This is a genomic window from Streptomyces sp. BR1, from assembly GCF_052373795.1.
Taxonomy (GTDB): Bacteria; Actinomycetota; Actinomycetes; order Streptomycetales; family Streptomycetaceae; genus Streptomyces.
In genome coordinates, this window is the sequence record NZ_CM126252.1 from 3,545,796 (window position 1) to 3,558,949 (window position 13,154).

Annotated in this window: 14 protein-coding genes; 7 read left to right on the plus strand and 7 right to left on the minus strand. The window is 69.4% G+C overall.

The window, feature by feature from the left end:
* Positions 1-339 precede the first annotated feature (339 nt).
* From ACT1U9_RS15350 to ACT1U9_RS15360, 3 genes are all read left to right on the plus strand, one after another.
* Positions 340-1,518 (plus strand): LacI family DNA-binding transcriptional regulator, encoded by a 1,179-nt coding sequence (locus tag ACT1U9_RS15350; RefSeq protein WP_223185514.1) that lies wholly within the window; start codon positions 340-342, stop codon positions 1,516-1,518.
* A gap of 160 nt (positions 1,519-1,678) precedes the next feature.
* Positions 1,679-2,863: a metallophosphoesterase gene (locus tag ACT1U9_RS15355; RefSeq protein WP_444539117.1), complete on the plus strand. Its 1,185-nt coding sequence runs from the start codon at positions 1,679-1,681 to the stop codon at positions 2,861-2,863.
* 170 nt (positions 2,864-3,033) lie between these two features.
* Positions 3,034-3,879, plus strand: a complete 846-nt coding sequence (locus tag ACT1U9_RS15360; RefSeq protein ID WP_444538844.1) for a hypothetical protein — start codon at positions 3,034-3,036, stop codon at positions 3,877-3,879.
* Positions 3,880-3,956: 77 nt separating this feature from the next.
* Here the strand turns inward: ACT1U9_RS15360 and ACT1U9_RS15365 are convergent, their stop codons facing one another.
* The 3 genes from ACT1U9_RS15365 to thiC form a co-directional block, all read right to left on the minus strand.
* Positions 3,957-4,091: a thiamine biosynthesis protein ThiC gene (locus ACT1U9_RS15365; protein WP_444539326.1), complete on the minus strand. Its 135-nt coding sequence runs from the start codon at positions 4,089-4,091 to the stop codon at positions 3,957-3,959.
* A gap of 55 nt (positions 4,092-4,146) precedes the next feature.
* Entirely contained in the window at positions 4,147-4,536 is a 390-nt protein-coding gene (locus ACT1U9_RS15370; RefSeq protein ID WP_444538845.1) for a hypothetical protein, read from the minus strand.
* A gap of 365 nt (positions 4,537-4,901) precedes the next feature.
* Complete coding sequence (gene thiC / locus ACT1U9_RS15375; RefSeq protein ID WP_444538846.1) at positions 4,902-6,692, minus strand: phosphomethylpyrimidine synthase ThiC; 1,791 nt, start codon at positions 6,690-6,692, stop codon at positions 4,902-4,904.
* Positions 6,693-6,890: 198 nt separating this feature from the next.
* Here thiC and ACT1U9_RS15380 point away from each other — a divergent pair, with 198 nt between their 5' ends.
* Positions 6,891-8,222: a YibE/F family protein gene (locus ACT1U9_RS15380; RefSeq protein ID WP_444538847.1), complete on the plus strand. Its 1,332-nt coding sequence runs from the start codon at positions 6,891-6,893 to the stop codon at positions 8,220-8,222.
* A gap of 16 nt (positions 8,223-8,238) precedes the next feature.
* On the opposite strand, the gene ACT1U9_RS15385 is transcribed toward ACT1U9_RS15380, so the two are convergent.
* From ACT1U9_RS15385 to ACT1U9_RS15400, 4 genes are all read right to left on the minus strand, one after another.
* Complete coding sequence (locus tag ACT1U9_RS15385) at positions 8,239-8,676, minus strand: SsgA family sporulation/cell division regulator (protein WP_444539118.1); 438 nt, start codon at positions 8,674-8,676, stop codon at positions 8,239-8,241.
* A 100-nt stretch (positions 8,677-8,776) separates the two neighbouring features.
* Entirely contained in the window at positions 8,777-9,547 is a 771-nt protein-coding gene (locus ACT1U9_RS15390) for an IclR family transcriptional regulator (RefSeq protein ID WP_444538848.1), read from the minus strand.
* Positions 9,548-9,735: 188 nt separating this feature from the next.
* Positions 9,736-9,957 carry a DUF5326 family protein gene (locus ACT1U9_RS15395; protein WP_444538849.1) on the minus strand — a complete coding sequence of 74 codons (222 nt, stop codon included), beginning with the start codon at positions 9,955-9,957 and terminating at the stop codon, positions 9,736-9,738.
* A 151-nt stretch (positions 9,958-10,108) separates the two neighbouring features.
* Positions 10,109-10,426 (minus strand): cupin domain-containing protein, encoded by a 318-nt coding sequence (locus ACT1U9_RS15400; protein ID WP_444539119.1) that lies wholly within the window; start codon positions 10,424-10,426, stop codon positions 10,109-10,111.
* Between the two features lie 49 nt (positions 10,427-10,475).
* On the opposite strand from ACT1U9_RS15400, the gene ACT1U9_RS15405 reads away from it, so the two are divergent.
* The 3 genes from ACT1U9_RS15405 (at position 10,476) to ACT1U9_RS15415 (ending at position 13,112) form a co-directional block, all read left to right on the plus strand.
* Positions 10,476-10,856: a phage holin family protein gene (locus ACT1U9_RS15405; protein ID WP_444538850.1), complete on the plus strand. Its 381-nt coding sequence runs from the start codon at positions 10,476-10,478 to the stop codon at positions 10,854-10,856.
* 3 nt (positions 10,857-10,859) lie between these two features.
* Complete coding sequence (locus ACT1U9_RS15410; RefSeq protein ID WP_444538851.1) at positions 10,860-12,008, plus strand: cystathionine gamma-lyase; 1,149 nt, start codon at positions 10,860-10,862, stop codon at positions 12,006-12,008.
* Positions 12,009-12,215: 207 nt separating this feature from the next.
* On the plus strand, positions 12,216-13,112 hold the full coding sequence (locus tag ACT1U9_RS15415) for a LysR family transcriptional regulator (RefSeq protein WP_444538852.1): 897 nt from the start codon (positions 12,216-12,218) through the stop codon (positions 13,110-13,112).
* The last annotated feature ends 42 nt before the right edge of the window (positions 13,113-13,154 follow it).

Sequence of the window (13,154 nt, forward strand, 5' to 3'; positions counted from 1 at the left end):
TGCGAAGAGCCGTGGGCATCCGCCCGGCACAGCCCGCCGCACCTGCGCGGATCCGGCGACCCACGGGCGCACGCGGAGGGGGAGCGCTCCCTGGAAGGCCGCGCGCCGGTGGCTCGCGCCGTGGCGCGCATCCCTCGTGCAGGTGAGTTGAGACCTCTTCGAAACTTCGGGCATTCGGCAGCCGCCCGCCAATCGACAACCGTCACCACAACGCGATGACCACCAACTCCCTTGCAAACCAAGGGCATTAACGATTTACGATCATGCAGAAACGTACCTGTCAACGCGTGCATATGCACCCGGGCCAACTGTCTCCCCTCGCCCTACTATCGGCTCGCCATGACAGCAGCAGGGAAGCACCAGGTGAGCCGGTCGACCGGTCGCCGGCTGGGGCGGGCGGGCATTCGGGACGTGGCCGCCGCCGCCGGTGTCTCCATCACGACCGTCTCAGACGCGCTCAACGGCAAGGGCCGGCTCCCCGACGCCACCCGCCGCCACGTCCGCGAGGTCGCAGACCGGCTGGGCTACCGCCCATCCGCAGCGGCCCGCACGCTCCGTACCGGGAAGTCCGGCTTGATCGGGCTGACCGTGACGACGTACGGGGATGAACCTTTCACCTTCACCGAATTCGCCTATTTCGCCGAGATGGCGAGGGCCGCGACGTCCGCGGCGCTCGCCCGGGGCTACGCCCTGGTCATTCTGCCCGCCACCTCACGCCGCAGCCCCGCGGACGTCTGGTCGAACGTCGCCCTCGACGGAACCGTCGTGATCGACCCCTCCGACCAGGACCCCGTGGTCACCGAGCTCGTCCGCCAAGGGCTGCCGGTGGTCTCCGACGGCCGACCGGCGGGCTCGCTGCCGGTGACCGCCTGGGTCGACAACGACCACGAGGCCGCCGTACTGGAACTGCTCGACCATCTGGCCGCCGCCGGCGCCCGCCGCATCGGTCTGCTCACCGGCACCACCACCGACACCTATACCCGGCTCTCCACCGAGGCGTACCTCAGCTGGTGCGAGCGGGTCGGGCAGGATCCGGTCTACGAGTCCTATCCCGCCCACGACCCGTGCGCGGGCGCCGTCGCGGCCGACCGGCTGCTCGCCCGCCCCGACCGCCCCGACGCCGTGTACGGCCTGTTCGACCCCAACGGCACCGATCTGCTCGCGGCCGCCCGGCGGTACGGGCTGCGCGTGCCCGAGGACCTGCTGCTCGTCTGCTGCAGCGAGTCCACCGTGTACGCGACGACCGAGCCGCCCATCACCACCCTCTCGCTCAAACCCCGCCGTATCGGCACCGCCGTGGTCCAACTGCTCATCGACGCCATCGAAGGCATCGACCACGGTCACCCGATCGAGCAGGTGATACCGACCGAACTCATCATCCGTACGTCGTCGCAGCGCCGTCCGCCGCGTACGACGGTCAGCCCGCCGCGTTCACCCGTCGCGGAGCCCCGAAGGGGTCATGGCCAGGACCCGAACGTGCCGGACAGGAGCACTGAGAGCGATGCGGACAAGGACTAGACCAACACATTGGGGACATAACAACCGGTGAACCCCGGCCGCGCCCCGATTCACCACCCCTGGTGCGTCACACAGCACGAGCCGCATTCCTATGATGGGCGCACGACACCACGGATCCCTGCCCGACCAGGGGGGTCCTCCGGTGTACGGCGGCGCGACGGTGGTGGAGGGGTCGATGACTCAGGGGGCCGGTCAGGGACCCGTGCGGACGGAGACGTTGCGTGACTTCCGGGTGCCTCCGTACGCGCAGAATCCCGCGCATCCCGCGCAGGTTCCCGCGCCGCCCCCGCCTGTCGACATGCCATCGCCCGACGGCATCCACCCGACGGTGGACGCGCACCCCGTCGTGGCCACGCACCCGGCCGAGGCGTACCCCGCGGACATCCACCCGGGGAACGCCTTTCCGGACGACGAGCCGCCGGAGGGCTACACCCCGACCGCGCGCGACCTCCCGGTGATCAACCGGGGGGACACCGTGCAGGTGCGGATCGAGACGGACCCGGCCCCGGCGCCCGTCGCCGACGGCCTCGGGCCGCTGTTCGTCGTGGGCGACGTCCACGGCTACCTCGACGAACTCCTGGCCGCCCTGCGCGAGCAGGGGCTGATCGACATCGACGGGAACTGGGCCGCGGGCAACGCCCGCCTCTGGTTCCTCGGCGACTTCACCGACCGCGGCCCCGACGGCATCGGCGTCATCGACCTGGTGATGCGGCTGTCCGCCGAGGCAGCGGCCGCCGGCGGCTACTGCAAGGCGCTCATGGGCAACCACGAGCTGCTGCTGATCGGCGCCAAGCGGTTCGGCGACACCCCGGTCAACTCCGGCGCGGGCACCGCCACCTTCCAGGCCGCCTGGCTGCTCAACGGCGGCCAGAAGGCCGACATGGACCGCCTCCAGGACGTCCACCTCCAGTGGATGTCCCGCCTCGACGCGATCGAGCAGGAGGACGACCATCTGCTGATGCACTCCGACACCACCGCCTATCTGGAGTACGGCGACTCCATCGAGGCCGTGAACGACACCGTCCACGCGCTGCTCACCCGCAACGACGCCGACGAGTGCTGGGACCTGTTCCGCAAGTTCACCAAGCGCTTCGTCTTCCGGGACGAGGGCGGCCCGCAGGCCGCGCGTGAGCTGCTCTCGACGTACGGCGGACAACGGGTGGTCCATGGCCACAGCCCGATCCCGTACCTGCTGGGCGAAGTCGGCACCGAGGACGGCGAGGAGGACTCACGTCCGGTCGTGGAGGGTCCGCACGTGTACGCGGACGGCCTGGCCATCGCGATGGACGGTGGGGTGACCATGGCCGGAAAACTGCTGGTCGTGCAGTTGCCTCTGCATGACTGACGCGTAATCGGGAAAGCGTCGGCACGGGCGGTAGCAAGGTGATTTCGGAAACACCCTGTCACCCCGTGCCGTAACCGCTCTACCATCGGCTTATCCGTAGCAGGCTCTCCTCCGTTTCCGCCCAATTGCCCGTTCGACAGTCGGGCTTCGCGGCTACGGAGCATCGGGGGATGCACATGAACAGCGCTCCGCACCTGCTGACCGAGGACCGCCCGGAGTTCGAGCGGATCCTCGACGACGCACTGCGCACCGCGCCCGACCGGCCGGAGCTGGCCGGCGTAGGAGTACGGCTCAACACCGAGCAGCTGCGCACCATGGTGCTCAACGCCGGTGCCCTCGTCTCGGCGGCCGCGGCGGCCGAGTACGACCACTACGTCAAGGCGCGCGAGGAGATGCGCGCGCCCTCCACCACCGCGCTCGCATCCGACCGCGGCTCGGTTCTCGCGCCGCCCGTCGTCGACAGCCCGGACTCCACCTCGGGTGCGGGCATCGGCGCGGTCGTCGCGGTGCTGGCACCGGTCCTCGCGGGGACCGCCGCCGCCATCTTCCTGCTGGTGGGCTACATCCTGAAGATGCTCAACCCGGAGCCGGCCTTCGCCGACACCATGCTCACCGCGGGCTGGTTCTTCGGCGCGCTGACCGCTGCCGCGATACTCGCCGCCGCGATCGGCCTGCTGCTCACCGCGCTGCGCAACGGCGCCACCCAGGTCGTCGCCGAGCCCGAGGAAGGCGAAGAGGGCGACGAGAAGGCCCAGGAGGTCTCCCGGGCCCGCGAGGCATGGCGCCATGCCCTGATGGAGCGGGGTATCTACCCGTTCCTGCGGGAGGCGCTGGCCGACCCGAGCACCGACCCGGGTGCGCCGGCCCGGCGTCCGGCGCGCAGGATCCCCACGCTCGGCTATGACCGGCCCGACTTCGACAGCCCCGGCGACCCGTCCTCGGACACCCGCCCGAGTTTCACCAGCCCGGACTTCACCAGTCCCGACTTCGGGGGCCCCGAGCACCAGCCGGAGTGACAAGGCATCAAGGCATCGCGGCCGCCTGTTTCACGTGAAACATCCGTACGTTTCACGTGAAACAGGCGGTCCGTACGTCACTCCGCGATCGGCAGATAGACCCGGTTGCCGGACGCTGCGAACTCCTTGGACTTCTCCGCCATCCCGGCCTCGATGTCGTCGGTCGCCAGATCGCCGCCGTGCTCGCGCCGGATGTCCTGCGAGATCTTCATCGAGGTCAACTTCAACCCGGAACCAGCACGGTCATCGCGCGGGAACCAGTCCATGTCACCCGACTGCTGAAATTCGGTTCACAGAGGTCACCTTGCAGGTGATCTTGCCGCTCACCTGGGCTGTGCCTCCGGCTGCGTCCTCGACCTTCTCCCCCGGCGCGACATGAGCCTCAAGCGCCGCGCCCTCAGCCACGCGTGTGCCGTTCACATCGACGAACTCCACAGCAATGCTGTAGTCCGAAGACTTCGAACTGTGATTGATGATCTCCAGCTTGGCGCTGGGAATGGACGTGGCCGGGTCCACATCGCAGGAAGTAATCAACACATCCGCTTCCGGCGGATGTGCCCCTCCGGTCGACTGCACGCCGCTGCTGGTGGAGGTGGGGTTCGTCGGGGTCTTCTTGCTGCTCCCACCGACGGCCAGGACCATGACGACGATAATCACGATGAGCAGGACGACGGCGCTGAGGCAACCGACGAGAACACCGCGACCGAAACGGCGTCTGGGAGGAGCGGGCGGCTGTTGGCCCCAACCTGGAGGCGGCGGGCCGTGCGGCGGCTGTCCGAGTGGCGGTTGCTGCCCCCATCCCTGGGCAGGACCCCCTTTTCCGCCCGCTGGCGTGCCTCCGTTGGGTTCCTGGTCCGGCGGCTGCTGTTCAGTCATCGACCCGGCTCCCTACGAAGGCGTTGCCTCCTCAGCGAACCGCGCCGGGACACTCACACACAGCCGACTCGCGGGTGCTGCGCCGAACGGGTACGCCGGGGCGCCGCCCGGGAAAAGCCATCCCGGGACAGCGCTCGTCAGTCGGATCAGTCCGCCAGCGGCAGGTACACACGGTTGCCGCTCTCCGCGAACTCCTTGGACTTCTGGAGCATCCCGGCAGCGACCTCCTCATCCGTCGAGGTCAGAGCCGCGTCACCGCCGAACCGCTCTGTGATGCTTTGGCTAATCTTCATCGAGCAGAACTTCGGACCGCACATCGAGCAGAAGTGCGCGGTCTTCGCCGGCTCGGCGGGCAACGTCTCGTCGTGGAACTCCCGGGCGGTGTCCGGGTCGAGGGCCAGGTTGAACTGGTCCTCCCAGCGGAACTCGAAGCGGGCGTCCGACAGCGCGTCGTCCCACTCCTGTGCGCCCGGGTGCCCCTTGGCGAGGTCGGCGGCGTGCGCCGCGATCTTGTACGTGATGACACCGGTCTTCACGTCGTCCCGGTTGGGCAGCCCCAGGTGCTCCTTGGGCGTGACGTAGCAGAGCATCGCGGTGCCCCACCAGGCGATCATCGCGGCGCCGATACCGGAGGTGATGTGGTCGTAGGCGGGCGCCACATCGGTGGTCAGCGGCCCGAGCGTGTAGAACGGGGCCTCCTCGCAGATCTCCTGCTGGAGGTCGATGTTCTCCTTGATCTTGTGCATCGGGACGTGTCCCGGGCCCTCGATCATCGTCTGCACGTTGTGGCGCTTGGCGATCGTGTTGAGCTCGCCGAGCGTGCGCAGCTCCGCGAACTGCGCCTCGTCGTTGGCGTCCGCGATGGAGCCGGGCCGCAGGCCGTCACCGAGGGAGTACGTGACGTCGTACGCCGCGAGGATCTCGCAGAGCTCCTCGAAGTTCTCGTACAGGAACGACTCCTTGTGGTGCGCCAGGCACCACGCGGCCATGATCGAGCCGCCGCGCGAGACGATGCCCGTCTTGCGGCGGGCGGTCAGGGGCACGTACCGCAGCAGCACACCGGCGTGGACGGTCATGTAGTCGACGCCCTGCTCGGCCTGCTCGATGACCGTGTCCTTGTAGACCTCCCAGGTCAGCTCCTCGGCCCTGCCGTCGACCTTCTCCAGGGCCTGGTAGAGCGGCACCGTGCCGATCGGGACGGGGGAGTTGCGCAGCACCCACTCGCGGGTGGTGTGGATGTTGCGGCCGGTGGAGAGGTCCATGACCGTGTCCGCGCCCCAGCGGGTCGCCCAGGTCATCTTGTCGACCTCCTCCTCGATGGAGGAGGTGACGGCGGAGTTGCCGATGTTGGCGTTGACCTTCACCAGGAACCGCTTGCCGATGATCATCGGCTCGATCTCCGGGTGGTTGACGTTCGCGGGCAGCACCGCGCGCCCGGCCGCGATCTCCTCGCGGACGACCTCGGGCGAGACGTTCTCGCGGATCGCCACGTACTCCATCTCCGGGGTGATCTCGCCCCGGCGGGCGTACGCGAGCTGGGTGACGGCCTGGCCGGCCCGGCCCCGGCGCGGCTGGCGCGGGCGGCCCGGGAAGACCGCGTCGAGGTTCTTCAGGCCGCCGCGCGGCGAGGTGTGCTTGATGCCGTCGTCCTCGGGGCGGACCGGACGGCCCGCGTACTCCTCGGTGTCACCGCGCGCGATGATCCAGTTCTCGCGGAGCGGGGCGAGACCGCGGCGGACGTCCGTCTCGACGTTCGGGTCGGTGTACGGCCCGGACGTGTCGTACAGCGTGACGTCCTTGCCGTTGGTGAGGTGCACCTGGCGGACCGGCACCCGGAGGTCGGGGCGCGAACCCTCGACGTACCCCTTGTGCCAGCCGATGGACTTCCCGGCCTCGTTCTGGTTCGAGGCAGGCGTGCGTGCGTCCTGAATGGTCATGAGACCTACTCCCTACGCCGGCATTACCCGGTAACAGGTTCGGCGGTCGGCGCAGCCGTTTCCGTACCGTTCGTACGGATTTCAGCGCCCTCTCAGCCCGGTGCTCCGAGCTCCCGCGTGTGCAAAGGTGTCACCACGCTAGCGTCATATCGAGCGCGCTGAACAGAGGGGACCCCCTGTTCTTGCGATGATCTGGCGGTGACGTCAACACAGCACCCACCCGAAGACGCCCACGGACACCCGCACGGCCAGGCCCATGGGCACTCCCACAGCCATGGCCCGGCGGCCCCTGTCTCGAAGCACCTCCGCAAGGTGATCGCCGCTGTGCTGATCCCGTTCTCGGTGGCCGTCGTGGTGGGCCTGGCCGTCCTGTGGCCCGGCGGCACCCCGCCGCACCAGCGCACCGGCGTCGGATTCGACCGCCAGACCCAGCAGGCCAAGGTCGTCGGCATCCAGAAGGTCGACTGCAAGACGGTCAACGCCGGTCAGACCCCGTCCAACGGCGACACCTCGACCGCCGAGGGCCAGGAGGCCAAGCGCGCCCAGCAGGGCCAGTGCGCGAAGGCCACCATCGAGGTCACGTCCGGCAAGGAGAAGGGGCGCACCTTCACCGAGATCGTCCAGCCCGACGCCCCGCGCCAACTCCACAAGGGAGAGGGCGTGATCGTGGCCTACGCCCCCGACGCGCCGCACGATCTCCAGTACTCGGTGACCGATGTGAACCGCCGGTTCCCGATGGCGCTGCTCGCGGGGATCTTCGCCCTCGCGGTCGTGGTCGTGGGCCGGCTGCGCGGGGTGATGGCGCTGGTCGCGCTGGTCGTCTCGTTCGCGGTGCTGACGCTCTTCATCCTCCCGGCGATCCTCCAAGGCTCGAACCCGCTGCTCGTGGCGGTGGTCGGAGCGAGCGCCATCATGCTGATCGCGCTCTATATGTGCCACGGCCTCTCGGCCCGTACGTCGGTCGCTGTCCTAGGCACCCTGGTCTCGCTTGTCTTGATCGGACTGCTCGGCTCGCTCTTCATCGGCTGGGCGTCGCTGACCGGCAACACCGACGACAACACCGGGCTGATCCACGGCCTCTACCCGCACATCGACATGTCCGGCCTGCTTCTCGCCGGGGTGATCATCGGTTCGCTGGGTGTGCTCGACGATGTGACGGTCACCCAGACCTCGGCGGTGTGGGAACTCCACGACGCGAACCCGACGATGGGGCCGCGCGGCCTGTACCGGGCGGGCATCCGGATCGGCCGCGACCACATCGCGTCCGTGGTCAACACCCTGGTCCTGGCGTACGCGGGCGCGGCGCTGCCGCTGCTGCTGCTCTTCTCGATCGCGCAGAGCAGCGTGGGGACGGTCGCCAACAGCGAGCTCGTCGCGGAGGAGATCGTCCGCACGCTGGTGGGCTCGATCGGTCTGGTGGCCTCGGTCCCGGTGACCACGTTGCTGGCCGCCCTGGTCGTCTCGGCGGACCGCCCGGCGGCCTCGGCCGGGCCGATGCGCGGCGGACGCGGGCGCCGCCGCAAGAAGTAGCGCAAGAGGCAGGTGCTCAGCCCGCGTTCTGCTCCTCGGCCAGGATCCGGCCCAGCGCCTCGTCCAGATTCCCGTCGAAGTCGCCGAGCGCGCGCTCCTGCCCGAGCGGTACGAGCTTGTCGGTGCGGTCGAGGAAGGCCACCAGGGATGCCGCTCCGGCCCGGAACAGTGCCCGCTCGCCGCCGACCTGGAGCCGGATGTGGACGTCGGAGAGCTCCTCGGGGCGGGTCGGCGCGATGTGCACATCCCCGTCGCCGCTCGGCGCGTTGATGCCGTCCAGCAGCAACTCCCGCCCGAACGCCCAGGTCACAGGCGCGTCGCCGGCCAGATGGAATGTCATCCGGATCGCGTACGGATCAACCGCGCGGTAGGTCAGCTCCACCGGGATCCTGAACGAGAGCTCCTCGGAGACGAGGAACTTCATCATGACCTCTGCCTCGACCGACTCACGCATCATCTACCCCGCTGTATCCGGATCCGGCCAGGAATGATCCCCTCTGGCCCTCTTGACGCAATCGTGCTGTAAGGGCTAGCAGATCACAAGGAGTGAGATTTCAGATACTGATAGAGAACGCGAGGGAACCGAGCAGTCTCCCCACTTCGCCGCGCAGCTGCTCGATCGCCGGAAGCAGGCGTTCTTGCTGGTGAAGGGGGAGGGAGATGGCCATGGTGGCGGCGCCGGAACCAGCCGTGATGGGGATCGCCGCACACACCGTGCCCACCGCGTACTCCTGTCGTTCGACCACCGGACGCATACGCTCCGTAGCCGCCAGACGGTCAAGCAGAGCGCGGCGGTCCTGTACCGAATAGGGGGTGATCCTGCGGACCGGATGCCGGTCCAGATGGTCCTCGCGGGACTTCTCGTCGAGCTGGCTCAGCAGGCACTGCCCGATCGCGTGCGCATGGCCCGTCTCGCGGAAGTCGGCCCACTCCTCGACGGCGGGCGCCGACGGCGTGTCGGCCACCGCGACGAGCTCGATCTCGCCCTCGCGGTAGACGGCGAAGTAGACGGGAACACCGATGGCGTCGCGCCACTGGGCGAGCGACCGGCTGATCTTGCTGCGACGATTCTGCAGAGCTCCGCCATGCGCCAACCGCTCAGCCGCCTCGCCGAAGACGAACACCCCGTTCTCCCGGCGCAGATAACCCTCATGGGTGAGCGTGCGCAGCAGGTGGTACGCGGTCGGGAGCGGCAGCCCCGCCTCGCGCGCCAGCTGTTTGGCGGGCGCGCCGTCCATATGGGCGCCCACGGCCTCCAGCAGGCGCAACGCCCGCTGGACCGAGCCGATCAGGGTAGGGACAGCGGCGTTCGCAGCCGTGGCCACGGGTCACCCCCAGGCGTGCTGACGGGCAAGAGGCCCGCCCGAGGCAGCAGAGGTTTTTCACCTTAACGGCCGCCTCCGGCGCCACGGGGGTCCGGACGGATCCGTTCCCTCAGCCGGGCTAATCCCTGTGCTTGTTGTACGAGCGCGGTGCCCGATGGACCCGGGCCCGTACGCACTCGGCCCGCTGTCTACCAGTCGCCGCGCGAGGACGAGGAGGAGGACATGAACCTCCGTACGACGTAGATCAGACCGCCGACCAGGGCCACGAAGATCAGCGCCTTGAAGAGCAGTCCGAACAGGAAGCCGACCACGCTGGCGATCAGACCGCCGAACACCGCGAGGGCGATGACGGGCACGGCGACCCACTTCACCCACCAGGGCATCCCCGCGAATATCTCCCGTGTGGCCATCGTCCTTACCTCTTTCGCTCTCTGAAGCTCCTGGAGTCTTGGGCTGCTGCCTTCGACACATCCGATGCTAGGGGCGAGGGGATACCGAACGGGGGCCTCGCAGCCCTTGGACTCCCCTGACCGGCCCCCTAGGGAAAACCGGGGTCGACCCTCAGCTCTCAGGGGGAGAGAAGACGACGAGAACCCTCAGGTCCTCGACGACATGGTGGAAACGGTGCACCACGCCGGCCGGTACGTAGACGACGCTGCCGCGCGCCACCTGCGTGGTCTCCAGGCCCACGGTGATCGACGCGCGGCCGCTCACCACGAAGTAGATCTCGTCCTGGGCGTGCGGTGTCTGCGGGTCTTGGGCCCCCGCGTCCAGCGCGTACAGCCCCGCCGACATGTTCCGCTCGCGCAGAAACTGCAGATACGCGCCGTCGTTGGCGGCGCGCTCCGCCTCCAGTTCGTCAAGCCGGAATTCCTTCATCGCCGTCCGCCCCTGCCTGGTACCGATCACGTCTGCCACGATCAGACACATGAAGAATTTCGTAGTCAAGACGATCGCCAACGCGGCGGCCCTGGCCGTCGCCATCTGGCTGGTCAAGGACATCACCCTGACCGGCGACAACACGGGCAAGAAGGCCCTGACGCTGGTCCTGGTCGCGCTGGTCTTCGGCGTGGTGAACTTCGTCGTCAAGCCGATCGTGAAGTTCCTGTCGTTCCCGCTGTTCATCCTCACGCTCGGCCTGATCACCTTCGTGATCAACGCCCTGATGCTGCTGCTCACCTCGTGGCTGGCCGGAAAGCTCAACCTGAACTTCCACGTCCACGGGTTCTGGACGGCGGTCCTTGGTGGCCTGATCATCTCGATCGTGTCGTGGGCCATGCACATGGTCCTGCCCGACGACAAGGACTGATCCGTGAGCGCGGGTGTGAACCCTGCGGACGCACCGGGCGACGGCACCAGAGCAGTACGGGCCGGTCTTCCCGATCCGGTGGCGTACGAACCCTCGCTGCCCGGGCCGGTGTTCGCCGCCCACTTCCACCTCCCGGGCGAGGCGGTGGGCCCCTACACCTACGGCCGCGACACCAACCCGACCTGGACCCATCTGGAGCGGGCCCTCGCCGAGCTGGAGTCTCCGGACGAGCCCGCCGAGGCGATCGTCTTCGCCTCCGGGATGGCGGCCGTCTCGGCGGTACTGCTCTCCCACGCGCGCGTGGGCGACGCCGTGGTGCTGCCGGACGACGGCTATCAGGCGCTGCCGCTGGTGCGCGAGCAGCTGGCGGCGTACGGCGTCGAGGTGCGCACCGCGCCGACCGCCGGTGACGCCCAGCTGGCCGTCCTGGACGGCGCCGCGCTGCTGTGGATCGAGACGCCGTCCAACCCGGGCCTGGACGTCTGCGACATCCGACGGCTCGCCCGGGCCGCGCACGAGACGGGCGCGCTGGTCGCGGTCGACAACACCCTGGCCACCCCGCTCGGCCAGCGCCCGCTGGAACTGGGCGCGGACTTCGCGGTGGCCAGCGGCACCAAGGGCCTGACCGGCCACGGCGATCTGCTGCTCGGCTATGTGGTGTGCCGCGATCCCGAACTCGCCGCGCGCGTACGGAAATGGCGCAAGGTCGTCGGCGCGATCCCCGGGCCGATGGAGGCCTGGCTGGCCCATCGCTCGCTGTCCACGCTCCAGTTGCGCGCCGACCGCCAGTCGGCGAACGCGCTGGCCGTCGCCCAGGCGCTGTCCGAGCGGGCCGAGGTCTCGGGGGTGCGCCATCCCGGGCTGCCGTCCGACCCCTCGCACCGCCAGGCCGCCGCGCAGATGCGCCGCTTCGGCTGCGTCGTCTCCTTCGACCTGCCCGACCGCGCGCACGCGGAGCGGTTCCTTACGGCACTGCGTCTGGTGGACGACGCCACGAGCTTCGGCGGGGTGCGCTCCACCGCCGAGCGGCGCGGCCGCTGGGGCGGCGACAAGGTCGCGGAGGGCTTCATCCGCTTCTCCGCCGGGGCCGAGGACACCGCCGACCTGGTCGCGGACGTACGCCGTGCACTGGACGAAGCGGCTGCCTCGTAATGGGCTGCGCGCCGGAGCGGCGGGCGGTCCGAGCCTCCCCCCTCCTGGCTCGGACCGCCCCGGTTCCACGCGCGAAGAACCGCGCCACCAAGGCTAGTTGACTCTGTGTCAGTGTCCAATCACAGTAGCGACAGAGACCTATCGACATATTTATAGTTGTGTCCGGCCGGGGACGGTGTGAGGCAGTTTCGGGACGGGAGGGCACCCATGGACCTCGCCCTGCTGCGTACGTTCGTGACGGTGCACCGGGCCGGTTCCTTCACCCGGGCCGCCGCTCTGCTCGGCCTCTCGCAGCCCGCCGTGACCAGCCAGATCCGCACGCTGGAACGGCAGTTGGGCCGCCCGCTCTTCCTGCGCCAGGCCCGGGGCGTGACCCCCACGACCATCGGCGACGAGCTGGCGCAGCGGGCCGCCCCGCATCTGGACGCGCTGGTCGAGATCGCCGAGTCGGGGCTGTACGAGGACTCGGGGATACGCACCCTGCATCTCGCGGGGCCGCCCGAGTTCACCTCGCTGCGCGCACTGCCCGCGCTGACCGCGCTCGTCCCGCAGGGTCTGGCGCTGCGCGCCTCCTTCGGGAACGCCGAGGAGACCCTGGAGGGCCTGGCCGCGGGCCACCACGACCTGGCCATCGCCACCGCCCGCCCGCGCGGCCGGCTGCTCAGCTCGACCCCGTTGTGCGACGAGGAGCATGTGCTGGTCGCGGGTGTGCGCTGGGCCGGACGGCTCGCGCCGAGTGCGCTGCGGCGCGGGGGCCCCGGCGTACTGGAGCACATCCCCGTGGTGGAGGTGCACGAGTCGCTGCCGTTGGTGTCGCGCTACTGGGCCGCCGTCTTCGACACCAAGCCGACCACCGCGGGCACGGTCGTCGCGCCCGATCTGCGGGCGGTCCTGGAGACGGTGATCGCGGGCGCGGGGCTGGCCGTACTGCCGCGCTATCTGTGCGAGGGGGCGCTGGAAAGGGGCGAGCTCGTGGCGCTGCTCGACCCGCCGGTGCCGCCGCTGCGGACGTACTTCCTGGCGGTGCGGGCGGGCACGCTGGCCCGGCCGCACATCGCCCGGGCGCAGGAGTGGCTGCTGCGCGCGGCGGTCGACTGGAGCTGAGCGAAGCATCGACCGGAGCCGAGCAAGTTTCGCGGCCGTCGT

Bases quoted from the DNA above. Each gene is read 5' to 3' on its own strand.
- ACT1U9_RS15350 (WP_223185514.1), top strand. From the start codon at position 340: ATGACAGCAGCAGGGAAGCACCAGGTGAGCCGGTCGACCGGTCGCCGG.
- ACT1U9_RS15360 (WP_444538844.1), top strand. From the start codon at position 3,034: ATGCACATGAACAGCGCTCCGCACCTGCTGACCGAGGACCGCCCGGAG.
- ACT1U9_RS15365 (WP_444539326.1), bottom strand. From the start codon at position 4,091: ATGAAGATCTCGCAGGACATCCGGCGCGAGCACGGCGGCGATCTGGCG.
- thiC (WP_444538846.1), bottom strand. From the start codon at position 6,692: ATGACCATTCAGGACGCACGCACGCCTGCCTCGAACCAGAACGAGGCC.
- ACT1U9_RS15385 (WP_444539118.1), bottom strand. From the start codon at position 8,676: ATGCGTGAGTCGGTCGAGGCAGAGGTCATGATGAAGTTCCTCGTCTCC.
- ACT1U9_RS15395 (WP_444538849.1), bottom strand. From the start codon at position 9,957: ATGGCCACACGGGAGATATTCGCGGGGATGCCCTGGTGGGTGAAGTGG.
- ACT1U9_RS15400 (WP_444539119.1), bottom strand. From the start codon at position 10,426: ATGAAGGAATTCCGGCTTGACGAACTGGAGGCGGAGCGCGCCGCCAAC.
- ACT1U9_RS15405 (WP_444538850.1), top strand. From the start codon at position 10,476: ATGAAGAATTTCGTAGTCAAGACGATCGCCAACGCGGCGGCCCTGGCC.
- ACT1U9_RS15415 (WP_444538852.1), top strand. From the start codon at position 12,216: ATGGACCTCGCCCTGCTGCGTACGTTCGTGACGGTGCACCGGGCCGGT.